Source organism: Nocardia sp. NPDC059240 (genome assembly GCF_042753865.1).
Classification (GTDB): Bacteria; Actinomycetota; Actinomycetes; order Mycobacteriales; family Mycobacteriaceae; genus Nocardia.
In genome coordinates this window covers 527,808-552,512 of sequence record NZ_JBHZAC010000004.1, presented here as the reverse complement: position 1 = coordinate 552,512, position 24,705 = coordinate 527,808, and the positions used below count along the sequence as shown (strand labels likewise).

The window sequence follows — 24,705 nt, the reverse complement described above, 5'->3', positions numbered from 1 at the left end:
GCGGATGTCTCAGTCGTTCCGCACGCGGGCGGCCGTCACGGCCGCCGTCGGCGTCACCGCTCTTTTCGCGGGCGCGGGTATCGCCTCCGCCCATGTCACCGTCTCCGCGCCGGGCGCGACCCGCTCCGGGGACGCCGTCCTGACCTTCCGGGTGCCCAACGAATCCGGAACCAATAGCGCGAGTACCGCACTGACCGTGCAGTTCCCCGCGCTGCTGGAGGTCGACACCCAGGCCGTGCCCGGCTGGAAGTCGACCGTCACCAAGGACACGGCCGGGAAGGTGACCGCCGTGACCTGGACCGCCGATCCCGGCGCGGGCATCGCCCCGGGCCAGTTCGGCCAATTCCAGGTCCTCGTCGACGATCTGCCCGACCAGGACAAGCTGACCCTGCCCGCGACCCAGACCTACGCCGACGGCGAGGTCGTGAAGTGGGATCAGGCCGGCAACCCCGACGGCACCGAGCCGGAACGCCCGGTTCCGACGCTCACGTTGGCGGCCAAGGGATCCAAGGGCGGCAACGCCGCTCCGGCCGCCGCCACGCAGTCCGACACCACCGCCCGTTGGCTGGGTGGTGCGGGTCTCGGTCTCGGGGTACTCGCCCTGGGTGGCACGGGCCTGCTGGCCCGCCGCCGCGCCTGACGAACGGGCGGACGAGGTTCAGACGACGCTGAAGTTGCCCCCGGTATCCAGCGCCTTCTGCACCTCGTCCGCCTGCAGTTCCCGATCGGCCTCGACGGTCACCCTCGACACGCCCTTGATGTCGAGATCGACACTGACCGACCGAACATCCGCCAGCACCGAGAGGCTCTCCTCGACCGTCCGGACGCACCCCTGGCAATGCAGTCCGTCAACGGAGAATGTGGCTTTCGACATGACACTTCCCGAGTCAGAAGAAATGAGCCGGGCCACTCGCGGGATCCACACCGACCACCCGGGCCGACCCGTCCCCGATCCTACTGCGCCCCATGTGCATCTGCTATCAAAGCCGACGCACCGGTCGATGCGGGAAGGGCCGACACCGCCGCCACCCGGGGGCTCAGGCCGGGTGGCGGCGGTGTCGACTCGGAGAATGTTAGGGCGGGATGGTATGGGACTGAAACACTAGTTTCTGTGCGGTTCACAAGGGGGAGTTGTTAATCCCCCGGGGGGTTAGTGGAGCTTGCGGCAGTACAGGGCGTCGGGGTGGGCGTGGCGGGAGTTGGCCCAGGAGAAGGCGATTCCCGCCGCGTACTCGTCGGCGTTGCATTGGCCCTTGTAGTAGCCGTTCGCGTAGTCGCCGCCTTCGCCGGAGGACGGGCGGTTGTCGCCCTTGTCGTCCCATACGGTGCGGGCCGCGCCTGCGAGGGGGATGCGGGCGGGGGCGCAGAGGACCGCGGAGGTGGCGTCGCCGCGGAGGCTGTAGCCGATCATGAATTGTCCTTCGGCGCACTGGTATTTGGTGAAGCCGTTGGCCCAGTCGGTGGTGACCTTCTCGTCGGAGACCTTGGTCGCGGTGGTGCCGGGCTGCCACAGGTCGCCTTCGGTGGCATCGGTGCACAGGCCGCCCTGGCCGGTCGCGCTGATTCCGATCAGGCGCTGATCGTCGGGGCAGGTGAGCTTGTGGGCGCCCGAATCCCAATCGGCCGCGGCCCGCAGTGATGCGTTGTCGTCGTCATGAATGGCGTTGAGCATGGACCAGGCTCGTACCGGCGCGATTTGGCCGGTCTTGCCATCGGCCGCCAGCAGGCGTTGCACCTGTGCGCCCCGCCAGTCGTCGGCGTCCAGCACGCTGCGCTTGCTGCCGTCGGTGTCGTAGCGCAGCAGACCCCAGTCATTGCCCTGGTCCTGATGCTGGAAACCGACGATCGGCCAGTAGGCGAAGTCCAGGTCCCGGCTGATCAGGTAGTCGACCATGTTCGGGAACCAGGCCTTGTCCAAACCTGTTGCACCCTTGCCGATTCCGAACTCGCTCACCCACACCGGCGCGGTGAAATGCTGATCCGCCGTGGTGGCCACATACCCCGCGAGTTCGTCCATGGACTTGAACAGGTCGTCGCGGGACATGTCCCGGAAGCGGGGATCATGGGTCTCGCCGCCGCTGAGGCCGGTCCCGCCGGTGTGGTTCGGGCCGATATAGCCGTAGAAATGCACCGAGTAGACCAGCTTGTGCGAGCGAACCAGCGTCTCCGACAACGACTTCAGGTCACGCAGCATGGGGCGCTGATGCCAGGTCAGATCGGTCGGGATGCCGGACCAGTTGACGCCCTCGATCATGATGAGCAGATTCGGGTTGGCGTCCTGCAGGATCCGATCGGCCGCCTGATGCGCGGCCGCCTCCCAGTCGTGACTGTCGCCCAGTCCCCAGTTGGGATTATCCCAGGTGTCGCGCCGCACCTCATTGCGCAGATCCGCCCCGATCACCCCCGGATCGGACTTGTAGCGGTCGGCCATGAAGGCCCAGTCGCTCACCCAGGTGTCGGTGTCCTGCCCGGAATTCCAGCGTTCGTTGCCGTCGACGCCGCAGCACCAGCGCGTGGTCGTGGTGTGGTTGTTGAGGATGACTCCCAGCCCCGCGCCGGTGAGCGCGGCCACCGCCCGGTCGTAGATCCCCAGCGGCGTCAGGCCGTTGAGCGCCGGATTCGCGGTCAACCCCTGGACCGGCCGGTAGTCGGTGATCATCTCGTTGGAGAACGGCAGCCGAACGCTGTTGAGCCCCAAGGCCTTGAAGTCCTGCACGATCTTGTCGAGCGGGACGCGGTCGAGGCCCAGTGGCGCGCGATGGCCGGTCTCCTGGGCGAAGTTGTTCGCCGGATCGTCGTCGTCCCCGCTCCCGGTCCAGGTGCCGCTGGCCCCGTGCCAGTTGCCGGACTTCAGCTTCACCCGATTCCCGGCCGTGTCGACGATGTACCGGCCGCGGGTACTCAGCGGACCCTTCAACCCGGTCGGCGCGGCCTGCGCCGGCGGAGTGAAATGAGCCGTGGGGGCCAGGAGCAGCCCCGCGGCCAGTAGGAGAATGGTGAATGCCCTCATTTCAAAGAAGTTAAGAGGTGCGGGATTCGAAGAGAAATCAAACTTCCGGATCCATTCACAACCTCTGGTTGTGACTGTCGCCGTCCGATCAGAGATGGGGCGGCACAGTGCAATCCGTGAAATCCGGTTGCTGTAGCTGGGCGACCAGATCCGGGTGCGTGTCCCGGATACTGCGGGCGACCTCGACGAACGAACGGACCAGCGCCGATTCGTGTGCCCCGCGCCAGCCGACCGCCACCTCGTTGGGCGGAGCGTCGGCGATCGGCAGCAGGCGCACACCCGGGAACGGGATCCAGCGCGCACACGCCACGGTGAGCACCACCCCGACCCCGGTGGCCACCTTGTGCAGCTCCTCGAGCAGCGAATTCGACCGTGACACCACCGGCGCGGGGACCCCGTCACGGAAGGCGTCCAACTCCCAGAAGGCATTCCACACCGGATCGGTGGTGACGGCCCCGAGCAGCGGCTCCCCGAGCAACTCGTGCGCGAACACCTCGGTGCGCCCGGCCAGCCGGTGATCGGCCGGCACCATCACCATCAGCGGTTCGGCGAACAACGGCTCGAAATGGACCCCCACGTCCAGGAAGGGGCGGCGGGCGAAGGCCACATCCACCGCACCCGAGGCCAGTCCGGCCGACGGGTCCTCGTAGGTGAAGTGGCGCAGCTCCACCGAGATTCCGGGATGACGCTGACGGAAGGCCGAGAGAATCGGCTCGGTCAGGGTCAGGGCCGCGCCCTCCAACGCGCCCAATACCAGACGGTCCTTTTCACCCCGGTGCACCGACCGCGCCCGCTCGATCGCGACATCCAGCCCGGTGAGCGCACCGCGCACATCCTGTAGGAACACCGCTCCCGCCGCGGTGAGTTCGACATTGCGCGTGGTCCGGGAGAACAACACCACGTCCATCGCGTGCTCCAGCTGCTTGATCTGGGTGCTCAGACCCTGCTGCGACACGTGCAACCGCTGCGCCGCCCGCGTGAAGCTCAGCTCCTCCGCAACCGCGATGAAGTACTGCAAATGGCGGGTGTGAACTTCCATGGCGCGCAGTCTAGGTCGAGGCCGGCCGGAACCGGACCTTCTCGTCGAACAGTCCCATTCATTGACAAATCAGCCTTGTGAATTGCCCGCGAAGAATGATTTCTCTTGCACCTCGCGGTCCTTTAGCGTTTTCAGAGCCTATTGCCGGTGTCGCGGTGCGACGGCCGGTTCAGATGTGCGAGCCCCGCTTCCCGTTCGGGCTCGCGCTCGCCTCGAGTGGTGTCGAGGCAACGTCGGCACCGCTGGCCATCGTAGCGAGGAGCCGGGGACAGCCAGCGGTGCCGACTTCTTTTCACCATCGACAATCGTCCCCGGCGTCAGGATCTATGACGAATTGGAATTCCCTGGTGGGGTCGCTCTACGCGGTGCAATACGGGGCAGCGGAACGCTTGGGCGAGCCGGGGCTTGCCATGCCGCCCAACCCGCCGGCCGCCGAGGCCGCGCTGGCGGCGGCAGAGCGGCGTCTCGGTGTGTACTTCGATGTCGCGTTCCGGGACTTCCTGCGGGTCTGCGACGGATGGCCCCGGTTCGGGACCATCCAGTTGTACGGCAGCGGCGATTACGCGGCGGGTGAGAAATGGCGGCGGGACTCGGCGTTCGCCGAGGCGTACTTCGCCCACGAGACGCCGGGAACGCTCGCCGTGCCCGCCGGGTATCGCCGGGTGCTCGTCGGGAAGACCACCGTCGCACCGCGATTCATCATGATGCTGTTCCCGGCGGAACCGGGTGTCGGCCCGAGCGCCTGCTGGGACTGCACCGCCGGAATCGATCTGCGCTACCCCGACTTCGGCGTCTGGGCCGAACATGAAGCGGCCGCGATCTCCTACGCGTTGAGTGAGGAGATCGCGGACCGCAGATGTCTGCGCTGACCGCCGTCGTGTGCGGCGGTCCGGGTGCTACTTGCTCGAGCCGAAGCCGCCGAGCAGCGAGGTCAGGTTGCTGCTGCCGGTGCCGGTGCCGCCGCCGGGGGTGCCGCCGACGGTGATCGAGGGGCCTCGGGTGGAGAAGTCCGATTGACCGGCGCTCGAGAGGTACGCGATGCCGGTGTTCAGCGCGGTACCGGGCGTGCACGAGCCGACCTGGTATTGCGCGCTGAAGGTCGGCGACGGTGTACTGCCGGCCTTGGCGACCAGCTTCAATCCGGCGGTGGTGAAGTCGCCTGCGATGAAATTGGGATCGATCTGCAGGTAGGGCTCGACCTGATGGGTGCCGGTGGAATCGGTCACCGTGGCGCTACCGGTCACATATGTCAGGCACGAGGGATGGAAATCCTTGAACCAATCGTAGGTCTCATCGGGGTCCTGGGTGCGCGACAACGTCGTTGTGACGGTGATGGTTTCACCCACGGCAGGGGTGCCGTCGCTGACCGTGTGGGTGTACTGGGTGCCATTGTTGTTCCAGGTGAGGGTGGCGGGAGCGGCACCGGCCGTGCCGCTGCCGATCAGGGCCAGGACCCCGATCGCCGCGGCGGTGGTCCCGGCGGTGCGTGTCATTGCGCGTCTTGCCATGGTGAATTCCTTTGTGCTTCTTGTAGTTACAACGTGAGAATCAGGCGAGGAACTTCGCCCGCAGCGCGTCGATGGTGGCCTGGTCCAGGCCGAGCCCGTCGCGCACGTATATGTCGACGCTGCCGTAGAGTCGGTCGACTTCGCCGAAAGCCGCTTCCAGCCAGGACAATTGGACCGACTTCGGGTCGCCGAGTTCGGTATTGCTGGCCAGGTAATCGGCGTTCACCACATCGCGTGGCACGCCGAGCAGCGTGAGCAGGACCGCGGTGGCCCAGCCGGTGCGGTCCTTGCCGGAGGTGCAGTGATACACCGTCGCACCGGGATTCGCGGCGAGCGACCGCAGCAGGGTGCCGAACGCGACGTCGGAGCCGTGGAAATCGACCATGAGCGGATAGTCGACCGATTGGACGAGATCGGACGAGCCGTTGATCAGGCCGTCGATCACGCCACGCCCCAGGGTGATCACCGGGAACTCGTGGAACGAGACGCCGCTGTCGAAGCTCACCACGTCGGCGACCTTGTATTGCGCGCCGGTCGGCACCCGGTCCGGCGCGCTACTGCGCTCGGATCCGTTGCGCAGGTCCACATCCAGCGCAATGCCCGCAGTCGTCAGCTTGGCCAGGTCGGCGTCGGTGAGCCCGGCCAGCCGGTTGGAGCGGAAGGCGACACCGGTGCGCACGGTGTGTCCGTCGGAGGTGCGGTAGCCGCCGATATCGCGGAAATTGGCCGCGCCGTCGAGCCGCAGTGCGGTCACGGCCGGGGCGGGCAGCGTCGACACCGGATCGTTCGCCGCGCCGGATCCGGAGTCCGTTGACCCCGATGACCCCGATGAGCCGAGACTCCCTGAGCCGGAACCGGATCCGGACGCGATATCGGCGGGCTGCGCCGAGGCGGGTGCGTCCGCCAGGGTCGCACCGAGCGCGAGCATTCCGGCGAGTGCCACGGCCGCGGTGCCGGCGTGGCGTGATCTTCGTGGTGACATGTTCGAAAAAGTTAGTGGGCCACGAGGATCGAATAGAAACAGTAGTTCCGTTTCCATTGACAAGGCCACGTTGTCAATGGCTCCGAAAATAGGATTTAAGTTCTCTTACGTTGTGCTCTAGCGTCTCCGTCGTGAGCGAATGCTCGAATTCCCCTCGGCTCACCGGTAATCGGTTCCGTGTTTCTCCCGGGACCGTTGGAAGGAATCATGCGTAAGACCTCGAAATCGGCTGCCGGAATCGCGGCGACGGCCCTGGCGATGTCCGGGGCGGGCATCGTGCTCGGCACCGCGCCCGCCGTCGCGGACACCGGCTCCCCGGACTGCGTCCAGACCCAGCATGTCGACTACAACCCCGGCATCAGCAGCGCCTGGATCACGCACAAATACGACAAGACGGTTGAAACCACCACGGCCGCACCGGGAACCCTGGTCACCTACAAGATCGTGGTCGGCACCACCAGCATCGGCAATCCGTATGTCAATCGGATCACCGACTTTCCGCCGCCCGGATTCGACAAGCCGACCAAGGTCGTGGTCACCGCGTATCACTTCGGGCAGGGTGAGCAGCCCGCCGAGGTGACGCCGGAGCCGGACTCCGGCGGCTGGCAGGTGACCGGAACCGGTTGGTTCGTGAACTCCGGCAATCCGGTCACCGCTGAGTTCACCTACCTGGTGCCGTCGTCCGTCACCGACGGCCAGCAGGTCCTCAGCGGTGGCATCGGCGTCGGCGGCACCGTCGGCGTCGGTTCCAACCAGCCGAGCATGGGCGTGTGCTTCACCGGTCGCGGCGCGAATCCCGGTGAGGCCCTGCTGGGCAGCCTCGACCAGGGCGGCTTCGGATCCTCGCAGAATCAGCTCAGCTCGACCGGCTCGGTGACCGACACCATCGCCAATGTGATCAAGCGCCTGATGGGCAGTTGAGTCACCGTCCCCAGACTCCTGGGCCGCGACGTGCGCGCGGCCGGCGCGGCCCAGGACCCCTTTCTTCCCAGGAGTCGGTCGTGTCGCGAACGCGGTCCCTTTCGTCGCTGGTCGTGTCGTGCACGGCGCTGGCGGCGCTGCTCTATGTCGCCCCGGGTGCGCTACAGACGTCGCAGGCCGAGGTCGCCTCCCATCTCGATCACATCGATCGCGAGGGGCAGCGGCAGGAGATGTTCTACGTGTATTCGGCTGCCATGCAACGAATCATCCCGTTGCAGGTACTCGCCGGCCGGCCGAACGCGCCGACGCTGTATCTGCTCAACGGCGCCAGTGGCGGGACCGATATCACCAATTGGTACAGCCGGACCGATATCGTCGCGTTCCTCTGGAAGAAGAACGTGAACGTGGTGACACCGGTAGGCGGCGAGTTCTCCTATTACACCGACTGGCAGCGCGACGATCCCACGCTGGGCCGCAACCGCTGGGAGACCTTCCTGACCCGGGAACTGCCGCCCATCATCGATGCCGCCCTGCACACCTCCGGCGCGAATGCGATTGCGGGCGTTTCCATGTCGGCCACCTCGGCCCTGGACCTCGCGACGGCCGCACCGGACGTCTACTCCGCGGTCGCCGCCTTCAGCGGCTGCGCCTCCACCTCCGATCCCGCCGGGCGGGCCTACATCCGGCTGGTGCTGGGCCGCGGCGACGCCGACCCCGCGAACATGTGGGGTCCGGATGACGATCCGGCTTGGCGTGCGCACGACACCGTGCTGAACGCGGACAGCCTGCGAGGCAAGGCGATCTATCTGTCCAGCGGCACCGGTCTGCCCGGACCGGCCGAGAGCTTGGGCGCGGCGCCCACACCCGACCAGGTGATCACCAAGGCGGATCAACTGGTGCTCGGCGGCATGATCGAGGCCGCCACCAACGCGTGCACCCATCAGCTCGCCGATCGCCTCGCGGCCCTGGATATTCCGGCGCAGGTCGACTTCCGGCCCGCCGGTACCCACACCTGGGCCTACTGGCAGCAGGACATTCACAATTCCTGGCCGCTGCTGGCGGCCGCGCTCGGCACGGAATAACGTGATCGTTCGAAAGGGCCCGGAACCTGTTGGTTCCGGGCCCTTTCCGTGCCCATGGGAGCGAGGGAATTACGACTTGCTGCCGCCGGAGCCGCTCAGCAGCTGCTTGGTCAGCTGCGAAATGAGAGCATCCAAGAGGAAATTGGCGACGGAACCCATTTGTTCTTCTCCTTCACGTTTTCGAATGAGCTCTGTGCTCACCTCGAAAAACGTTATTGCACAAGGGAAAAGAATAGAAATCAATTGTGGAGGATGATCGACAACGAGTGGTTGTGAATTCAAGCGGGAACGGCGCTGGTGTCGCGGACCCGGCGGTGCGGTGTCTCGAGCCGGGCGATCAGCTCCGGATTCGCGGCGCGCACCCGCCGGGCGACCTCGACGAAGGACCGCACCAGCGGGGTCTGGTGCGCGGCGCGCCAGCATACGGCGACCTCGCTCGAGGTGGCGTCGGAGATCGGGATGACGCGGACGCCGGGGAAACGGATCCAGCCCGCGCACGGCACCGTCATCGCGATACCCGCGCCGGTCGCGACCTGATGCAGCTCCTCGAGCAGCGTCTTCACCGGGAGGACGCCCGGGGCGGCGCGCCCGGCACGATGGGATTCCAACCGCCAGAAGGCATTCCATACCGGATCGGCGGGCCCCGACGCGAGGATCGGGTCATCGAGTAGCTCGCCGACCGTCACCGTGGTGCGGTCGGCGAGGACATGATGTGCGGGCAGCATCGCCATCAGCGGCTGGGTGAACAACGGCTCGAAGCGCAGCCCCTCATCGGCGAACGGCCGGCGCACGAAGGCGACATCCACCAGTCCATCGGCCAGACCGGCGGACGGGGTGTCGTAGGTGAAGTGCGTGAACTCGATCGTCACCTCGGGATGGGCCGCCCGGAAGGCGGCCAGAATCGGCTCGGTCAGTGTCAGCGCCGCCCCTTCGAGACACCCCAGCACCAGCCGATCGTTCTCGCCGCGCTGCACCGCCCGCGCCTCCTCGGCCCCGAAACTCAAGCTGGTCAGCGCATCCCGGACGTGTCGCAGGAATCCGGCGCCGGCCGCGGTGAGCTCCACGTGCCGTGTCGTCCGCGAGAACAGTGTGACGCCCATTTCGTGTTCCAGCTGTTTGATCTGGGTGCTCAAACCCTGCTGTGACACGTGCAGCCGCTGTGCGGCCCGGGTGAAGCTCAACTCCTCCGCCACCGCGATGAAGTACTGCAACTGCCGGGTGTGAACTTCCATACGACGCAGCTTAGGCTGGTCAGAGATTTGAAACATGACGATTTAACAGACTGTTCCGGTACGTCAGCAATTTCGTGGCAGTACCGGAACAGTCGACGGTGTCAGTGGTCGGTGAAGCTCGTGTCGTCCCAGCCCGCATGGTCCTGCCAGGCGCGGATGTAGTCGGTCGTGAAGATGGGACCAGGCAAGGCGGGGATGGCGAACGCAGCCACCAGGGTTGCCAGATTGGGGATCAGGGTGCGGTGGTGGCGGTGTAGTTCGGCCGCGAGCTCGGCGGCGCGGTCGGGCGTCAAGTGCCCGTGGGAGATGTACCACGCGGCTCGGGTGTGGATACGGTCCAGCCCGTAGGCCGCGGCCGCGGATGCGATGAGTAGTCGAGCGGTCGGATCGCTCGCGGTCTGCACGGCGGAGTACAGCGCCGTTGCCGCGAGGCGTTCGGCGATCGCGGTGGCAAGTTCGATTGCCGCCGAGTCGGGCCCCGGCGCAACGCCGTTGGACAAGAACGTGCCGTCGCGCAGATCCGCGGACAGCGCGCGTTCTCGTTTGTCGAGTAGATCGATGTACCAGGGCAGCTGTCCGGAGGCGCCGGGCAAGCGCAGGGGTGGACCGTCGACGGCGCGCTTTCCTGCGGTGACCTGAAGGATCTGGTTCTCACCCTCGGCGGTGATGATGGCTTCCAGGTTGCCGATCCAGTCGAGCAGGTGATTGATCCGCAGCGCCCCCTGGGCCGCCGCGCGCTGGCGGCACATCAGCAGTACCTGATGAGCGGTGTTGGACAGCAAGGGTTTTGCCAGCATGGACCACATCGCGTGGGCCGGATCGGCGGAAGCGTCGTCGGCGCGCATATCGCGGATGCGGCGGCCCAGCGCGCTGGTGGCGTACACCGTGGTCACCGCCGAGACCAGCTCACGCTGTACCGCGTCGCGGTCGGCCATCAGGATCCCGGCGCCCGGGCGGCGCTGCCGGGTGTAGTTGACCAGTCCGGTCAGGGCGGCGCGAGCACTCGCGATGGCCGCGTTGGCGAGATCGAGCCGACCGTTGCCGAGTACCGCGACCGCCTCGTGGAATCGGCGCCGCGGCGGCAGCGCGCAGTCGAAGTGTCCCGCGGCGTCGATACTGGCCCAATCGCCACCGAGCAGTGCCGCACGCGGCAGCCGGACATTGGTGAAGCGGATCATCGCATGGTCCATCGGTGCCGATCCCTTGTCGGGTAGTGGCACGACATCCACTCCCTCGGCCAGCCCGTCCGCGGTGCGCAGTTTGAGCAGAAACGGCAGCACGCCTTCATCTTTGCCGTCGACGATCAGCCGCGCGGTGACCACCGCGGTCTTCGAAGTCGCGGGGTCGGCGACATTGGGCATGAACTTGATCGCCGCCGCCGACGGGGTGGTCAGCAGGAAACCGTCGATGGTGGGATCCCACGTGGCCGTGGTCTGCTGATCGGCGCCGTTGGTTCCGCCCAGCTCGGTCAGCATCAAAACGCCCAGCGCGGCACCGGAATCCAGTTCGGCCAGGCAGTCCTGCTGATATTGCGATTGGTTGCCCAGCGCGAGGATCGCGCCGATGGCGAGATCGAAATGCCCGGTGAGCACCAGCAGCAGCCGGGGCGAGGCAACCTGCGCCCAGTCGCACAGCGCACCCCGCAGTTGGGTGTCGGCAGCGATATCGCGCGCGGGCCGACCGAGCCCCGCGATCACCGCGCGCAGCAGATCGGGTGCGTAAGTGGCTTCTTGGCCGTAGGTGGCACCGGAACGGGGAAGATCGGACAGTCCGACCACGAGGTCACGGACTCGGGTGTGCAGTGCTATGTGCTTTCCGAATATAACCTGCTGCAGCGCAGCGACAGTCGGGGCGTACTCGGTCCACACGGGCGACGCCGTGGGAACCCGTTCGGCGGGAACTTGATCGGAGAACAGATCTTGCGTTGTCATGCTGCACCACTCCCGGGCTGCCGAGGTCGTCGGCAACCGCTATATCCAATGGAAACCCCTCAGCTGTAGCGCAGAGGGGGGGACGGGGGGAAGACGACCGGTAGCGTCGTCAGCGCGCGGTGGAACGGTCCCGGCCGCCACACCAGCTCCTGCGGCGACACCGCCAACCGCATCTCGGGCAGGGCGTCCAGGAGCTGGTCGATGGCTTCTTGCACAATGAGAACGGAGGCGGCGCGGGCCTGCATCGGACAGGCGTGCGGACCCGCACTCCACGCCAGATTCCAGCCGTTGCGCGCATAGTCGCCGTTGTTCATGGCGGGGTCGTTGTTGCAGGCCGCCAAGGAAATGACGACCGGCTGGTTGGCCGGCAACCACACCTTGTCGACGAGGATGGGTTGACGGGGATAGGACAGGCAGTAGTTCGCCAAGGGCGGGTCGCTGGCGAGTACCTCGTCGATCGCGCTACCGGTCGGGGGCTGGAATCCGGCGCTGTTCGCGACGAACCGCGAATCGGTGAGCATCAGCAGCAACGTGCTGGCGATCAGATTCTGTGGAATCTCCACGCCCGCCGAGTAATGCGTGACCAGCTGGTGGATCATCTCCACATCGGTCAGTTCCGCCGGATGCTGCACCAGCCGTGTGGTGACGTCACCGCCCGGCGTCTCGCGTTTGAGCTGGGCGAGCTCGAGCAAGGCCTCGTTGAGCATCGTGTTGACGGTGGCCGTGTCCACGCCCTCGAACATCGCCGCGCTCGCCGCGGCCACCCGCTGACCGATCTCCGGCGGGCAGCCGAGCACGTGGTTGATCATCGAAAACACCAGCGGCAGAATGTATTGGCTGATCAGATCGGCGCTGCCGGTATTGCAGAACTCACTGATGAGCGGCCCCGCGATGCGTTCCACCGCGGCGCGCACATCGTGCAGGTTGAGGTCGGCCAGGGCTTCGCTGGTCGCGGTGCGGTACCGGGCGTGCACCGCGCCGTCGGACCGCAGCGCGTTGGGCCGCCACTCCACCATCGGCAGAAACGCCAGATCCGGGGGAATGGTTGCCTGCCAGGGCCGCGGATCCGCGGGAAAACGCATGGGGTCGTTCAGAATCGCCACGGCGGTGTGGAAATTGATGACCAGGGTCGCGGGTACACCCGGTGACAGCTCGACCGGAACCAGAGATCCATAGTGGCTGCGCATGGCCCGGTAGGCGGCATGCGGGTCGGCGGCGAATTCGGGAGCATGCAGAGGCACTCGCGGCCCGAGGGCCTCGATCGACGAGTACGCCTCATCTGCCTCACCGGCAGGCGCCTGCAGCGGATTCACCTGGGTTCATCTCCTTCAGAGATCAGTCAGCGGCGGGTGAGAAGGCACCGATCCGCCAGTCATCGCGGAAGCCGTCGTCGGCACGAGCTCTTTGCTGTTGAGAAGCCTCGGCGAGATGTATAAGTTTGCTGTGCAGCGGAATACGTCCGTGCAGTGTTCAGGCCGCCATCGGCACTCCACGCTCAGGGCAGCGCAAGGCTCGCATGTCTGGGAGGGGCCAATTCACCAAACATGTTTTGCTATAACATGTTTCGAACACTGTGCAATGGTAGCCCCAAACTGTGACCTACGCAGGCCGAAGTCTCTCAACTCGAGGGCTGCACGAGCCGCTGACAGGCGCGGCGCGAAATGTGATGGCCCCCACCGACTTGTCAAGGGTGGTCGAAGCCGGCTCGACGCGAGCATCGACGTTCAACGGTATGTCGCCAAGTGTTCACGACATGGATCGCGCGCATGTCGCTGCGATCCCACCGTGAAGAAATGTCGGGCGGTGGGCTTGACCTTGACCCTGCGTCAAGGTTGGAGGGTTGCCGCATGACGAACAACAACATCTCCCGCACCCGGGTAGCCCCGCCCATCGGCGGATTCATCGAGATCGACGGCCGACGGATCTTCGTGCACCGGGCGGGCAGCGGGGGCCCGGCCGTCGTGTTCCTGTCCGGCGCGAGCGCGGTCGGGCTGGACTATTTCGCTGTTCAGCAAGGGGTTTCGGAATTCAGCACGGCCGTGGTGTACGACCGCTGCGGTACCGGCTTCAGCGATCATCTCCCGCTGCCGCGCACCGCGGCCGCCGTCGCCACGGAACTGCGGGAACTCCTGCGCGCCTGCGACATTCCCGGTCCGTATGTCCTCGCCGCCCACTCGCTCGGCGGGCTCTACGCGCACCGGTTCGCGCAGCTGTTCCCGTCGGAGGTGGCGGGCCTGATCTGGCTCGACGCACTGCACCGCGAGTGGGACGACTTCATGCCCGCCGCGGTGGGGCTGGCCGCGACCGAGCGGATGGCGGCGGATCCCGACCAGCTCGAGCAGCTGCGCCCGATACTGCGGGAGTGGGCGGACGAGTCGCTCGCGGACTATCCGAAGCAGCTGCGGGAGCAGTTGTTCGACGCCAAGATGACCGAGGAGTGGATCCGTTCGGGCATTGCCGAGCAGAGCACGCTGGTCGAGCTCGCCGCCGAATTGCGCATCGGCCTCGGCATTCCGGACGTGCCCGTGATCGCGCTGACCGTGCTGGGTGGCGACCCCGAGCGGATGCCGACCCTGCGGGCCGTCTACGAGGCCAAGACGAGAATGGATGCCGCCCTGGTGAACTCGGTCGAGCACGGGGAGCAGCGCATCCTCACCGACACGCTTCACCACCGGCTCTGTGTCGACCGGCCGGACGCGGTGGTGGCGGCCGTCCGCGACATCATCGCCCGGGTGTCTCGCTCCTAGACTCGAGTCAGACCAGACCGACCAGTAGAGGTGACCGGTGCTCACGATCAGCCAGCTCGCCGCGGCCGCCGGCGTGACCGTGCGCGCCGTCCGCCACTACCACCACGTCGGCCTGCTGCCCGAACCCGAGCGCGACGCCTCCGGCTACCGTCGCTACAGCGCACAGGCGGCGGTGGACCTCATTCGAATCCGCACCCTCGCCGACGCCGGGGTGCCGTTGGCCCGCGTCGACGCCCTCCTGCACGCCCAACCGGCCGAATTCGGCGCTGCCATCGCCGATATCGACCGGGACCTGCAGCACAAGATCGACCAGCTCACCGAATACCGCCGCCGCATAGCCGAATTGGCAAGCGGCGAACGACTGCTCCTACCCGCCGAGATCACCGCGATCCTGGACCGCATGCGCGGCCTCGGGGTCAGCGAACAGCGAGTGCTGCTCGAACGGGACGCCTGGATCCTCTTGCAGGCCACGGACCCCCGGGCGGTGCCGCGGCGAATCGAGGAGAAGACCGCGAGCCTGGACGACCCCGAGACCGTGCGCCTGTACCTGGCCTGCGACGAATCCTTCGACTGGGACCCCCACGACCCGAGACTCGACCGGCTCATCGACGACCTGGACGCCGTCGAGATCGCCAACGAACGCACCGGCGAGCCCAGCACCCCGCTGATCAGCTCCCGAATCGCCGAGGCCGCACCGGCCTGGCAACGCGTAGTCGAGGCACTCGCCCACCGAGCCGAACGCCGTCGCACCGCCTGACCACGCTGCCTGCTGGGATCGCGAATGGGGATCGGCCGGTACACCTCTCGGAACTGATTAATGAACGCCGGGGTCGCCGGTGTCGGGTCGGCGGCGGGGGCGCCAGCCGGGGCGGGGGACGCTGTCGAGTAGGGCGCGGGTGTAGGGGTGTTGGGGGTGGCGGAGGAGGTCGTCGGTGGGGCCGGATTCGATGATGCGGCCTGCCTGCATGACGATGCTGTGTTCGGTGACCTGGCGGACTACCGCCAGGTCGTGGGTGATGAAGACGTAGGAGATTCCGGTCGACGCGCGGATGTCGTCGAGCAGGTTGAGGATTTGCGCCTGGATGGAAACATCCAGGGCGGCAACGGCTTCGTCGAGGACTAGCACTCTCGGATCGGCCGCGAGCGCGCGGGCGATGGCGACCCGCTGGCGCTGGCCGCCCGACAGGTGCGCGGGCAGCGAGGCGAGCAGGCGGGCGTCGAGGGCGACCATATCCGCGAGTTCCTGGACCCGCTCGGCGGTGGGGTCGGACCGATGGTGGTGCAGGCGAACGGCTTCGGTGAGGGTCTGCTGGACCGTGCGTTGCGGGTCGAGACTCGTGTACGGGTCCTGGAACACGATCTGCGCCTCGCGTGCTCGTTCGCGCCGGGCGCGGGTGGAGCGGGAAGGACGGGAGCGGTCTCGGCCGCAGCAGGTGATGCTGCCCGTGCTGGGTTGCTCCAGACCGATGATCATGCGGGCGACGGTCGTCTTGCCCGAGCCCGATTCGCCGACGATGCCGATCGAGGAGCCGGTCGCCAGCTCGAAGGAGACGTCGGAGACCGCGGCGAAGGTCCCGAAGTTCTTGCCCAGCCCCGAGACTCGCAGTGCTGTGTCCGTCATTCGGTATCTCCTCGCAGCTGTGCTTCCAGGTCGGCCGCGCGCAGGCACCGAACGGCGTCGCCGGATTCGTAAGTCAATGGCACCGGCCCGGATTCGGTGCAACTGGGCAGCCGGTGCGGGCAGCGCACGGCGAACGCGCAGGTCGCTTCCGCCTCCCAGGCCCCGATCGGCCGACCGGGAATCGCGGCGAGGCGGGTACGGGGTCGCTCGAGATCCGGCCGCGCGCCCGCCAGTGCCGCGGTGTAGGGGTGACGCGGATTGTGGTGCAGTGCTTCGGATTCACGTGACTCGACGATCTGGCCTGCGTACATGACGGCGGTCCGGTCGCAGACGGCGGCCGCGAGATCCAGGTCGTGGGTGATGAACAGCAGCGAGACACCGGCGTTGTAGCGCAGTTCGTCCAGGATGGCCATCACCTCCGACTGGGTGGTCACGTCGAGCGCGGTGGTGGGTTCGTCGGCGAGGATCAGTTTCGGTTCACCCAGCAGCGCGGCGGCGATCATGACGCGTTGCAGCATGCCGCCGGAGAGGTCACCCGGGTACTGCCGCATTCTGCGAGCGGTGTCGGTGATGCCGACCTCCGAGAGCATCTGCTGCGCGCGGCGGGTCGCCTCGTGCCGGTCGGTGCGGCCCAGGGTGCGCAGTTGTTCGGTGAGGAAATCACCGATGCGCCGGACCGGATTGATGTACGCGCGGGGGTCCTGGAAGATGACCGCCAGGTCACCGCGCTTGCGGCGCAGCGCGTCGCCGCGCAGGCTCAGCAGGTCCTGTCCGTCGAATCGGATGCTCCCGGTCGTCTGAGCGCGCTCCGGCAGCAGCCGAGCCAGCGTCCGCAGGGTCATGGACTTCCCGGCACCGGATTCGCCGACGAGCCCGAGCGCTTCGCCGCGCCCGATGGTCAATGAGACATCGCGCAGGACTTGACGTTTCTCGCCGCCGACCTCCAGCGTCAGATTCAATCCTTCGATCGCGACCAGCGGCTCCTCGGAGCGTGCGGACCCGGGGCTGCGCGCCCCGGATACGGTCTGGGGGATGGCGGCGGTCATGAGTGGTCCTTGCTCTGCTTGTCGTTGAGGCGTTCACCGAGGATGTTGAACGAGACGATGACGAGTACGAGTGCGGTGCCGGCGATCAAGGATTCGGCGGGGAACCCTTGCAGCACACCGGTTTCCCCCTCCGACACCATCACGCCCCAATCCGCCTGCGGCGGTTGGACACCCAGCCCGAGGAAGGAGACCGCCGCGAGATCGAGTGCGGCCCAGCCGAAGAGGATGGTGGCCTGGGCGACAAGCAGCGGTGCGATATTCGGGATGAGATGACGGACCCCGATGGACCACGCACTACTGCCCTGCACCTCCAGCGCCTCGATATAGGGCAGCGATCGTTCGCGCAATGCCGCACCGCGCACGATCCTGGCCACATACGGGGTGTAGGCGACGGCCAGCGCGAGCGCGGCCGACCACTGGCTGGGACCGAAGACCGCGGCCCCGAGCACCGCGAGCAGCAGTCCCGGGAAGGCGAACACGAGATCCGAGCCCGACGAGATGACGCTGTCGGTCCAGCCGCGCCGCCACGCCGCGATCACCGCGAGCGCGGTGCCCGCCGTGATGGAGACGGCGACCACGATGAACGCGCCGAGCATCGAGGACCGTGCACCGACGAGCAGCCGGGACAGCAGATCCCGGCCCTGGGAGTCGAATCCCAGTGGGTGCGAGGCGGTCCCGCCGACGAACGCGTGGGAGAGGTCGCTCTGGTTGGGCGGGAACGGCGCCAGTAGCGGACCGAACACGGCAACGATGACCGCCGCCAGGATGATGGCCGCGCTCGCGTACCCGATCCAGCCGACCCCGCGCAGCCGCCGCAGCGGCAGGCTGCGCCCCGGCGTGGTGATGGTGCCCGTGGCGGGCAGGTGCCCGGAGGTGAGGGTCATACCGCCGCCGTTCCGAGACTGACGCGTGGGTCGAGCAGTGCGTAGAGGAAGTCGACGGCACTGTTGACGATCACGAACGCCACCACCATGAGCAGCGAAATGGCTTGCACCACTGCGAAATCCTTGTTCTGCGCGGCCGTGACCAGGCTCGATCCGAGCCCGTTGAGATTGAACGCCTGCTCCACGATGGACACCAGCACGATCAGCGACGCGATGGCCAGCCCGGTGACCGTGGTGATGGGGATGGCCGCATTGCGCAGAATGTGCCTGCGCAGAATCTGCCGCGCGGGCAATCCGCGGCTGATAGCGGTCTGGACATGCTCACGCTTGGATTCGGTGCGCACCGAAGCCCGGGTGATGCGGGCGACGAGAGCCAGCGACGAGCAGGCCAGCGCGATGGCGGGCAGCGTGAGATGCACTATTCGGTCGGCGAAGCCGACCCCGTCGCCCATGGCTGGGAACCAGTGCAGCTTGACGGCGAAAACACTGATCAGCGCCAGCGCCGCGACGAACGAGGGGAGCGCGGCGAGAACGGTTGTGGTCAGTAGGGCCACGGTATCGAACAGGCCGGGTTTGAGCGCACTGACGATGCCGATGCCGATGCCCGCCACCACGATGATCAATGAGGTGTAGACCACCAGCAGCAGCGTGGTCGGTGCCCGTTGCGCGATCAGCGTCGACACATCCTCCCTGGTGCCGATCGAGTAGCCGAGATCGCCGTGCAATGCCGAGGTGAGCCAGTACCAATACCGCACCGGCAGTGGGTCATTGAGGTGATACCGCTCGGTCAGCACCGCGCGCGCCTCGGGAGTGATCTGCCGGCCGCCCGTCAGCACCGCGATGGGATCGCCCGGTGCCAGATACATCGCGGCGTAGATCGCGACACTCGCGATGAACAGCGTGGCGAGCAGCAGGGCGCCGCGTCGTAAGAGGAAGCGGCGCATGTCATTGTCCCCGTCCGAGCTTGGCCAGCCACGGCGCCTGCATATAGGCGAACGACGACGGGGCGCCGGTGAGCTTCTTGTCCAGGATCAGGAACAGCGGGGGATGGACGATCGGGATCCACGGCAGATCGGACATGACAATCCGATCGGCGTCGATCGTCGCCGCGGCCCGCTGATCCGGATCCGCCTGCGTGCGAGCGCGTTCGAGCGCGGCATGCAGTTGCGGATTGTCGTATCCCGAATAGTTCTGCGCGCCCTTGGGTTCGGTGTAGCTGGCGATGAGGGCCGCGGGATCGGCGTAGTCACCGTAGGTGGTGGTGCTGAACGCGTCGACGCCCTCGCGGGCCTTGGGATCGGTGAAGAAGTTGATGTAGTTCTGCGGAGAGACGTTGGACAGACTGGCCTTCAAGCCGATCGAGTTTGCCGCCTCGAGCCAGGCATTGGCGACCGTATTGACCGAGGCCAGCCCGGTGGACGTACCAATGACCATGGTCTTTCCGGTCGCACCGGCGTCCCGGATGAGTTGCTTCGCCTTCTCGAGATCGGGGGCGGGATCCGCCGCCGCGTTCCAGGCCGCGGTGAAGGCGTCCTTCGCGTAACCCCAGGTGCCCGGATTGGTCGACATCCGTGGCCCGACCGCGTTGCCGCCGTACACGGCGTTGCTGAAACTGGTGCGGTCGAAGGCCAGCGACAACGCCTGCCGGACCCGCACATCACCGAGCACGCCGGTGAGATTGGCGGGAATCAGGAACTCCGTCTCGCCGGAAGTCCCCATATGGATGTCGACATTCTTGATCTGCTGTAGCTCACGGAATGTCGAGGTGTCGGTCAGATACGTCCCGCTGATCTCGCCGGTCGACAGACCGGTGGTCAGCGTGGCCGCATTGGAGACCCCGCGGAAGTCGATCTGGCGGGTCAACGGTCTCAGCGTCGGATCCCAATAGTCCGGATTCACTGCCACTTTGAGTGATTTCCCGGCCGTCCACTCCGCCAGCTTGTACGGACCGGTGCACATCGCACCGCCCTCCGGGGTGCCGTAGCGCTGTCCTTGGTCCTGCGCGAACTTCGCCTCGATGACCACCCCGGCCATCGACGAGAGTTCGCCGGGCAGCCAATAATCCGGGCTGTTCAGGGTGAGCCTGACGGTGTCCGGACCATCGACGGTGACCGCGGAGATGCGGTTGAGCACTGTGCTGTAGAAACCGCCGGTCTGCGTATCCATATTGCGCTGCAGGCTGAACACCACATCGGCCGGAGTGACCGCCTGCCCATCCCAGAAACGAACGCCCGCACGCAATTTCATGACCAGCGAGGTCGGGGTGGCGAAGTGGTATTCGCTCGCCAACCCGGGGGCCAGGGAACCATCGGGCTGCTGCCGCAGCAGTGATTCGCACAGCGTCGAGACGACGGTGTTCTCCGGGTAGTCGAACGCCAGGGCCGGATCGAGGGTCGTGGGATCGCGGTACAACGCCCAGGTAGCGCTGTCCGCGGGCCCGGCCGCCGCGGTCGTCATCGAGGGCAGGGCAAGGAATTTCGAGTTCGGGATGGCGGTGGCGGGGGACTCCGACCGGCCGCCGCAGCCGGCCAGCAGGGCCGTCGTACAGGTGGCCAGAGCCACCAGTTTCATTGTGGTGATACGCATTTCGATCCCTCGGGAGATAGTGGGCCTAGCTGGTTGTTTCGGCGGTGAGATCGCCATAGCTGGCGGGGCGGCGGGTGTCGAACATGCCGAAGGTCAGCCAGTCGCGGCGCTGGTCCAGGTCCAGGTCCGCGACCAGGACGCTGTCCCGATCCCGTGGAGCCCGCACGAGCGTGCGCCCGTAGGGGTCCGAGATGAACGAGGATCCGTAGAAGGTGATGCCGTCCTCGTGCCCGGTCCGATTGACCGCGACCATGAAGGTGGCATTGGCGAGACCGTTGGCGGCGATCATCTGGTGCCACATCGGCAGCGTGTCGAACTCCGTCAGCTCCGGATCGCTGCCGATCGCGGTCGGATAGACCAGGATTTCCGCGCCGCGCAGCGAATACACCCGGGCCAGTTCGGGAAACCACTGATCCCAGCAGGTGGGGAAGCCGAATCGGCTGCCCGCCGCCTCGATCACCGGGAATCCGCTGTCGCCGGAGTCGAAGTAGCGATCCTCGTGATAGCCGGGGAATTGGGGAATGTGCAGCTTGCGGGTGCGGGCGAGGACCTCGCCGGTCGGGGAGACGAGGATCGCGGTGTTGTACCCGCGCCCGGTGTCACTGTGCTCGTAGAGCGAGGCGTGCACCAGGATGTCGTGGCGGGCCGCGAGTTCGCGCGCGAACGCGGTGGTCGGTCCGTCGGGGATGGTCTCCCGATACGCCGCCGCATCCGGGCTGTCCGGCACGGTCGCGAAGTACGGGCTCAACGTGAGTTCTTGCAGGCACACGATCTGCGCGCCCAGCGAGGCCGCGCGGGCGACGCCCGCGGCCAGGACGGCGCGGTGTTCCCGCGGATCGGGATGCCAGCTCGTCTGCACCGCGCCGACCCGGATCGGTGTCCGCGTCGGCGGATTCGTGCGCGCCGGGGAGGGCAAGGGTTTGCCGACCGCCGTAACGGTCACGAAAGTCCCGTCATCGCTGACGTCCTGCCCGCGAATATCGAAGTCGCTCATAGGTTCACCGCCGCGGTGATCTCGGCGGGGATCTGCTGGGTGATGCAATGGACGCCGCCACCGCCGTAGGCGACGATATTGCCCGGGACGCCGACGACTTCGCGGTCGGGGAAGGCTTTTCGCAGCGTCGCCAGGGCCGATTCGTCGAGCTCGTGCCCGGCGGTCGGGGTGATCACCGCGCCGTTGGCGACATAGAAGTTGGCATAGGCGACCATGGTCTCCGTGCCGTCGGGGAGGGTCGTGACCGGGAACTCGGGCAACTCGAAGATGTCGAAGGGACGACCCGCGGCGTCCGTCGAGGACCGCAGCACCTCGAGGTTCGCCGCCATCCGCTCGTAATCGGGCAGGGCCGGATCCGTGCAGGTCTGGGCGACCACCGCACCCGGCCGCACGAACGTGCAGACACCGTCGACGTGGCCGTCGGTGTGACTGTCGTCGAAATGGCCGTAGGGCAGCCAGATCACGGTGGTGACACCGAGCCGCCGCCGCAACTCCTCCTCGATCTCCGCCTTCGACATCGACGGGTTGCGGTTCGGATTGAGCAGGCACTGCTCGGTGGTGATGAGCGTGCCCTCGCCGTCGACGGTGATCGAGCCGCCTTCGAGCACCATGTCCGAGGCACGGCGGTCGAAGCCGAGTTCACGCAGCACCCGACCGGCAATCGCGGCGTCCTGGTCATAGGGCAGGAACCGCTCGCCCCACGAGTTGAAGCGGAAGTCGACGCCCGCGCGCCGGCCGTGCCGATCGTGCACGATCACCGGTCCGGAATCCCGGATCCAGGAGTCGTCGATGGGCATCTCGATCACGTCCACCGCGGTGCCGCACGCCTTGCGCACCTCATCGGCCTGACCGGGGTTGGCGATCATGAGGACCGGCTCGAACTCACCGATGGCGTTCGCGGTCGCGGCGTACTCCGCCTTCGCTTCGGCGAAGTAAGGGCCCCACAGGCTTTCCCGGGTGGGCCACGCCATCAGGCATCGCTCGTGGGGTGCCCACTCGGCCGGCATGCGCCAGGTCGTCGTTGTCTTGGAGTCCATTGGTTCTTCCGATCGGTCGTCGAAATCGTATGAGCATCGTCACCTTGACTAAAAATTTAGTCAAGGTTGGTGGGTAAGCGGTCCCCCTGTCATCACGCCGGAGAAGGCGGGAGCACAGTGGGATGTATCGAACAGTGTGAACGGATCGTGTCCTGGATCACCTAGCCGAAATGGCCAAATAGTCCGTCGGTATTCGCCGGATCGTCCAGTGGCGGGTGGGCGGGTCCGGCCGGGCCGGTGAGTCGACACGATCATCTGGCGGCAGTGTTGATTGACTATTTAGTCAGCGTTACGATCCTGTTAGCCGTGCGACCGGACCCATCAGCGGACGAAGACGAGGAGTGATGCGATGCGTCGGCGGGGATTCATTCGAGCGGGCATGGCGGTCGCGGGTGGTCTACTGCTGGCGGCGTGCGACGACTCGGGTTCACCGGACACCATCGGCACGCAGCCCAGTCGGGTTCCGCACGACAATCGAACCTGGCTGATGCCCGAAGAGGGCGACCCGCACGTGCGGACCTGGATGGCCTTCGGCCCCGGCGAACACGTGTGGGGTGCGGAGCTGCTCCCGGTGGTCCGCGGCAACCTGGCGGCCATCGCGCAGACGATCGCGCGCTTCGAGCCCGTGTCCATGCTGGTGCGCCCGGACGAAATGGACTTGGCCCATGGGCTTTTGGGTGACTCGAAGGTCGAGTTGGTGCCCGCCGCGCTCGACGACCTGTGGATGCGCGATACCGGGCCGGTGTTCGTCAAGGGCAACGGGGTGATCGCCGGGGTCGACTTCAACTTCAACGGCTGGGGCGGCAAACAGCAGCACAGCCAGGATGCGAAGGTCGCCGAAATCGTCACCGGCCGGGCCGGCGTCGAAACGCTGCGCACCGGCCTGGTGCTCGAGGGCGGCGGCATCGAGGTCGACGGTCAGGGCACCGGTCTCATCACCGAAAGCTGTGTGCTCAACGACAATCGGAATCCGGGCTGGAGCAAGGTCGAGGTCGAGGCCGAGCTGAAGTACCTGCTCGGCCTGGAGAAGATCATCTGGCTGCCCGGCATCAAGGGCAAGGACATCACCGACGGTCACACCGACTTCTACGCCCGCTTCGCCCGCGCGGGTGTCGTCGTGGCGGGCCTGGACACCGACCCGGATTCCTACGACCACGACGTCACCCAGCGTCATCTCGAAATCCTCCGGGGCGCAACGGATGTGCATGGCAACACCCTGCAGGTCGAGGTGATCGAAGGCCCGACGCAGGTGCGCCCGCAGTACAAGAACCAGAAGGATTTCGCGGCAGGCTACATCAACTTCTACGTGTGCAACGGTGCTGTCATCGCCCCGCAATTCGGTGACCCGGACGGTGATTCGGCCGCCAAGGACACCCTGGAGCGATTGTTCCCCGGCCGTGAGGTCGTGCAGATCGACATCGACGGTATTGCCGCGGGCGGTGGTGGGATCCACTGCGCCACGCAACAGCAACCGGTGGCCTGACGTCCGTACGGGGGGCGCTCAGCCCCGGCCGAGTTCGGCGACGACCGCGCCGGACAGCAATTCGCGGGCGCGTTCCAGGGTCAGGGACCCGCTGAGCCAGCGCTCACTCAAGCCCTCGACGAGGGCGGTCAGGCGCTCGGCGGCCGCGGTCGGGTTGACGTCGCGGATCGCGAGCCCGGCCTCGCGGGCACGGTCGATGAGGGTCGCCGCTTCCTCGACCCACAGTTCGGTCGTGGCCTTCAGCTGTTCGCGCAGGTCCTCGGAGAAGACGGCGCTGGCCCGCAGTTCTCCCCAGGCGATGCTGTTGTTGCGCACATCGGGGGCGTCCTGCAGTTCCAGCAGCAGCATTTGTTCGAGTGCCGCACGCGGATTCGTGTGCGCGAACGCGTCGTCGGTGTAGACCTGCGCCTGGCTGTTGATGAACCCGAGTGCGCTGTGCAGCACACCCGCCCGATCCTTGAAGTGGTAGTAGATCAGCGCCGTGGACACCCCGGCTTCGGCGGCGAGCTTCTCGATCCGCAGCCCGCGTACCCCGTCCTGGGCGATGACGCGAATGGCTGCTTCCAGGATCTGAGTCTGACGGTCGGACACGGAACCTCACT

Annotated in this window: 24 protein-coding genes; 7 read left to right on the top strand and 17 right to left on the bottom strand. The window is 66.7% G+C overall.

What is annotated here, in order from left to right:
* Nucleotides 1-4: 4 nt before the first annotated feature.
* Nucleotides 5-640, top strand: a complete 636-nt coding sequence (locus ACFXHA_RS17285; protein ID WP_379357693.1) for a YcnI family protein — start codon at nucleotides 5-7, stop codon at nucleotides 638-640.
* An 18-nt stretch (nucleotides 641-658) separates the two neighbouring features.
* Here the strand turns inward: ACFXHA_RS17285 and ACFXHA_RS17280 are convergent, their stop codons facing one another.
* The 3 genes from ACFXHA_RS17280 to ACFXHA_RS17270 all read right to left on the bottom strand — a co-directional run bounded on the left by ACFXHA_RS17280 (nucleotide 659) and on the right by ACFXHA_RS17270 (nucleotide 4,049).
* Nucleotides 659-874: a heavy metal-associated domain-containing protein gene (locus tag ACFXHA_RS17280; RefSeq protein WP_379357691.1), complete on the bottom strand. Its 216-nt coding sequence runs from the start codon at nucleotides 872-874 to the stop codon at nucleotides 659-661.
* Nucleotides 875-1,150: 276 nt separating this feature from the next.
* Nucleotides 1,151-3,010: a glycoside hydrolase family 5 protein gene (locus ACFXHA_RS17275; RefSeq protein ID WP_379357689.1), complete on the bottom strand. Its 1,860-nt coding sequence runs from the start codon at nucleotides 3,008-3,010 to the stop codon at nucleotides 1,151-1,153.
* Nucleotides 3,011-3,098: 88 nt separating this feature from the next.
* The gene (locus ACFXHA_RS17270; protein ID WP_379357687.1) at nucleotides 3,099-4,049 is read right to left on the bottom strand and encodes a LysR family transcriptional regulator; all 951 of its coding nucleotides are present in this window, start codon (nucleotides 4,047-4,049) and stop codon (nucleotides 3,099-3,101) included.
* 326 nt (nucleotides 4,050-4,375) lie between these two features.
* On the opposite strand from ACFXHA_RS17270, the gene ACFXHA_RS17265 reads away from it, so the two are divergent.
* A complete protein-coding gene (locus tag ACFXHA_RS17265) occupies nucleotides 4,376-4,918 on the top strand; it encodes a hypothetical protein (protein WP_379357685.1) in 543 nt (180 codons plus the stop codon).
* A 27-nt stretch (nucleotides 4,919-4,945) separates the two neighbouring features.
* Here ACFXHA_RS17265 and ACFXHA_RS17260 read toward each other — a convergent pair whose 3' ends face one another.
* Nucleotides 4,946-5,557: a hypothetical protein gene (locus ACFXHA_RS17260; protein ID WP_379357684.1), complete on the bottom strand. Its 612-nt coding sequence runs from the start codon at nucleotides 5,555-5,557 to the stop codon at nucleotides 4,946-4,948.
* A gap of 40 nt (nucleotides 5,558-5,597) precedes the next feature.
* Nucleotides 5,598-6,539, bottom strand: coding sequence for a tyrosine-protein phosphatase (locus ACFXHA_RS17255; protein ID WP_379357682.1), 942 nt, complete (start codon nucleotides 6,537-6,539; stop codon nucleotides 5,598-5,600).
* A 207-nt stretch (nucleotides 6,540-6,746) separates the two neighbouring features.
* Here ACFXHA_RS17255 and ACFXHA_RS17250 point away from each other — a divergent pair, with 207 nt between their 5' ends.
* On the top strand, nucleotides 6,747-7,460 hold the full coding sequence (locus tag ACFXHA_RS17250) for a hypothetical protein (protein ID WP_379357680.1): 714 nt from the start codon (nucleotides 6,747-6,749) through the stop codon (nucleotides 7,458-7,460).
* Nucleotides 7,461-7,540: 80 nt separating this feature from the next.
* A complete protein-coding gene (locus ACFXHA_RS17245) occupies nucleotides 7,541-8,542 on the top strand; it encodes an alpha/beta hydrolase (RefSeq protein WP_379357678.1) in 1,002 nt (333 codons plus the stop codon).
* A 69-nt stretch (nucleotides 8,543-8,611) separates the two neighbouring features.
* Here ACFXHA_RS17245 and ACFXHA_RS17240 read toward each other — a convergent pair whose 3' ends face one another.
* From ACFXHA_RS17240 to ACFXHA_RS17225, 4 genes are all read right to left on the bottom strand, one after another.
* Nucleotides 8,612-8,743 (bottom strand): hypothetical protein, encoded by a 132-nt coding sequence (locus ACFXHA_RS17240; RefSeq protein WP_379357677.1) that lies wholly within the window; start codon nucleotides 8,741-8,743, stop codon nucleotides 8,612-8,614.
* 77 nt (nucleotides 8,744-8,820) lie between these two features.
* On the bottom strand, nucleotides 8,821-9,774 hold the full coding sequence (locus ACFXHA_RS17235) for a LysR family transcriptional regulator (protein ID WP_379357675.1): 954 nt from the start codon (nucleotides 9,772-9,774) through the stop codon (nucleotides 8,821-8,823).
* Between the two features lie 101 nt (nucleotides 9,775-9,875).
* Entirely contained in the window at nucleotides 9,876-11,705 is a 1,830-nt protein-coding gene (locus tag ACFXHA_RS17230) for an acyl-CoA dehydrogenase family protein (protein WP_379357673.1), read from the bottom strand.
* Nucleotides 11,706-11,764: 59 nt separating this feature from the next.
* Complete coding sequence (locus ACFXHA_RS17225; protein ID WP_379358316.1) at nucleotides 11,765-13,009, bottom strand: cytochrome P450; 1,245 nt, start codon at nucleotides 13,007-13,009, stop codon at nucleotides 11,765-11,767.
* 543 nt (nucleotides 13,010-13,552) lie between these two features.
* On the opposite strand from ACFXHA_RS17225, the gene ACFXHA_RS17220 reads away from it, so the two are divergent.
* Entirely contained in the window at nucleotides 13,553-14,452 is a 900-nt protein-coding gene (locus ACFXHA_RS17220) for an alpha/beta fold hydrolase (RefSeq protein WP_379357671.1), read from the top strand.
* 37 nt (nucleotides 14,453-14,489) lie between these two features.
* Nucleotides 14,490-15,209 carry a MerR family transcriptional regulator gene (locus ACFXHA_RS17215; RefSeq protein ID WP_379357669.1) on the top strand — a complete coding sequence of 240 codons (720 nt, stop codon included), beginning with the start codon at nucleotides 14,490-14,492 and terminating at the stop codon, nucleotides 15,207-15,209.
* A 57-nt stretch (nucleotides 15,210-15,266) separates the two neighbouring features.
* On the opposite strand, the gene ACFXHA_RS17210 is transcribed toward ACFXHA_RS17215, so the two are convergent.
* From ACFXHA_RS17210 to ACFXHA_RS17180, 7 genes are read right to left on the bottom strand one after another with little or no spacing between them, the layout of a single operon-like run.
* Nucleotides 15,267-16,073: an ABC transporter ATP-binding protein gene (locus ACFXHA_RS17210; protein WP_379357667.1), complete on the bottom strand. Its 807-nt coding sequence runs from the start codon at nucleotides 16,071-16,073 to the stop codon at nucleotides 15,267-15,269.
* Nucleotides 16,070-17,119: an ABC transporter ATP-binding protein gene (locus ACFXHA_RS17205; protein ID WP_379357665.1), complete on the bottom strand. Its 1,050-nt coding sequence runs from the start codon at nucleotides 17,117-17,119 to the stop codon at nucleotides 16,070-16,072. The genes ACFXHA_RS17210 and ACFXHA_RS17205 overlap by 4 nt, the downstream gene beginning before the upstream one ends.
* Nucleotides 17,116-18,003: an ABC transporter permease gene (locus ACFXHA_RS17200; RefSeq protein ID WP_379357663.1), complete on the bottom strand. Its 888-nt coding sequence runs from the start codon at nucleotides 18,001-18,003 to the stop codon at nucleotides 17,116-17,118. Before ACFXHA_RS17200 ends, ACFXHA_RS17205 begins: the two co-directional genes overlap by 4 nt.
* On the bottom strand, nucleotides 18,000-18,947 hold the full coding sequence (locus ACFXHA_RS17195; protein WP_379357661.1) for an ABC transporter permease: 948 nt from the start codon (nucleotides 18,945-18,947) through the stop codon (nucleotides 18,000-18,002). The genes ACFXHA_RS17200 and ACFXHA_RS17195 overlap by 4 nt, the downstream gene beginning before the upstream one ends.
* A 1-nt stretch (nucleotide 18,948) precedes the next feature.
* Nucleotides 18,949-20,589, bottom strand: a complete 1,641-nt coding sequence (locus ACFXHA_RS17190) for an ABC transporter substrate-binding protein (protein ID WP_379357659.1) — start codon at nucleotides 20,587-20,589, stop codon at nucleotides 18,949-18,951.
* Nucleotides 20,590-20,614: 25 nt separating this feature from the next.
* On the bottom strand, nucleotides 20,615-21,583 hold the full coding sequence (locus ACFXHA_RS17185) for a nitrilase-related carbon-nitrogen hydrolase (protein WP_379357657.1): 969 nt from the start codon (nucleotides 21,581-21,583) through the stop codon (nucleotides 20,615-20,617).
* Complete coding sequence (locus tag ACFXHA_RS17180; RefSeq protein WP_379357655.1) at nucleotides 21,580-22,620, bottom strand: agmatine/peptidylarginine deiminase; 1,041 nt, start codon at nucleotides 22,618-22,620, stop codon at nucleotides 21,580-21,582. Before ACFXHA_RS17180 ends, ACFXHA_RS17185 begins: the two co-directional genes overlap by 4 nt.
* A gap of 349 nt (nucleotides 22,621-22,969) precedes the next feature.
* On the opposite strand from ACFXHA_RS17180, the gene ACFXHA_RS17175 reads away from it, so the two are divergent.
* Nucleotides 22,970-24,103 (top strand): agmatine/peptidylarginine deiminase, encoded by a 1,134-nt coding sequence (locus ACFXHA_RS17175; RefSeq protein WP_379357653.1) that lies wholly within the window; start codon nucleotides 22,970-22,972, stop codon nucleotides 24,101-24,103.
* An 18-nt stretch (nucleotides 24,104-24,121) separates the two neighbouring features.
* Here ACFXHA_RS17175 and ACFXHA_RS17170 read toward each other — a convergent pair whose 3' ends face one another.
* Nucleotides 24,122-24,694 carry a TetR/AcrR family transcriptional regulator gene (locus tag ACFXHA_RS17170; protein WP_379357651.1) on the bottom strand — a complete coding sequence of 191 codons (573 nt, stop codon included), beginning with the start codon at nucleotides 24,692-24,694 and terminating at the stop codon, nucleotides 24,122-24,124.
* Nucleotides 24,695-24,705 lie beyond the last annotated feature (11 nt).

Bases quoted from the DNA above. Each gene is read 5' to 3' on its own strand.
- ACFXHA_RS17285 (WP_379357693.1), top strand. From the start codon at position 5: ATGTCTCAGTCGTTCCGCACGCGGGCGGCCGTCACGGCCGCCGTCGGC.
- ACFXHA_RS17280 (WP_379357691.1), bottom strand. From the start codon at position 874: ATGTCGAAAGCCACATTCTCCGTTGACGGACTGCATTGCCAGGGGTGC.
- ACFXHA_RS17275 (WP_379357689.1), bottom strand. From the start codon at position 3,010: ATGAGGGCATTCACCATTCTCCTACTGGCCGCGGGGCTGCTCCTGGCC.
- ACFXHA_RS17270 (WP_379357687.1), bottom strand. From the start codon at position 4,049: ATGGAAGTTCACACCCGCCATTTGCAGTACTTCATCGCGGTTGCGGAG.
- ACFXHA_RS17265 (WP_379357685.1), top strand. From the start codon at position 4,376: ATGACGAATTGGAATTCCCTGGTGGGGTCGCTCTACGCGGTGCAATAC.
- ACFXHA_RS17260 (WP_379357684.1), bottom strand. From the start codon at position 5,557: ATGGCAAGACGCGCAATGACACGCACCGCCGGGACCACCGCCGCGGCG.
- ACFXHA_RS17255 (WP_379357682.1), bottom strand. From the start codon at position 6,539: ATGTCACCACGAAGATCACGCCACGCCGGCACCGCGGCCGTGGCACTC.
- ACFXHA_RS17250 (WP_379357680.1), top strand. From the start codon at position 6,747: ATGCGTAAGACCTCGAAATCGGCTGCCGGAATCGCGGCGACGGCCCTG.
- ACFXHA_RS17235 (WP_379357675.1), bottom strand. From the start codon at position 9,774: ATGGAAGTTCACACCCGGCAGTTGCAGTACTTCATCGCGGTGGCGGAG.
- ACFXHA_RS17230 (WP_379357673.1), bottom strand. From the start codon at position 11,705: ATGACAACGCAAGATCTGTTCTCCGATCAAGTTCCCGCCGAACGGGTT.
- ACFXHA_RS17220 (WP_379357671.1), top strand. From the start codon at position 13,553: ATGACGAACAACAACATCTCCCGCACCCGGGTAGCCCCGCCCATCGGC.
- ACFXHA_RS17210 (WP_379357667.1), bottom strand. From the start codon at position 16,073: ATGACGGACACAGCACTGCGAGTCTCGGGGCTGGGCAAGAACTTCGGG.
- ACFXHA_RS17205 (WP_379357665.1), bottom strand. From the start codon at position 17,119: ATGACCGCCGCCATCCCCCAGACCGTATCCGGGGCGCGCAGCCCCGGG.
- ACFXHA_RS17200 (WP_379357663.1), bottom strand. From the start codon at position 18,003: ATGACCCTCACCTCCGGGCACCTGCCCGCCACGGGCACCATCACCACG.
- ACFXHA_RS17195 (WP_379357661.1), bottom strand. From the start codon at position 18,947: ATGCGCCGCTTCCTCTTACGACGCGGCGCCCTGCTGCTCGCCACGCTG.
- ACFXHA_RS17190 (WP_379357659.1), bottom strand. From the start codon at position 20,589: ATGCGTATCACCACAATGAAACTGGTGGCTCTGGCCACCTGTACGACG.
- ACFXHA_RS17185 (WP_379357657.1), bottom strand. From the start codon at position 21,583: ATGAGCGACTTCGATATTCGCGGGCAGGACGTCAGCGATGACGGGACT.
- ACFXHA_RS17180 (WP_379357655.1), bottom strand. From the start codon at position 22,620: ATGGACTCCAAGACAACGACGACCTGGCGCATGCCGGCCGAGTGGGCA.
- ACFXHA_RS17175 (WP_379357653.1), top strand. From the start codon at position 22,970: ATGCGTCGGCGGGGATTCATTCGAGCGGGCATGGCGGTCGCGGGTGGT.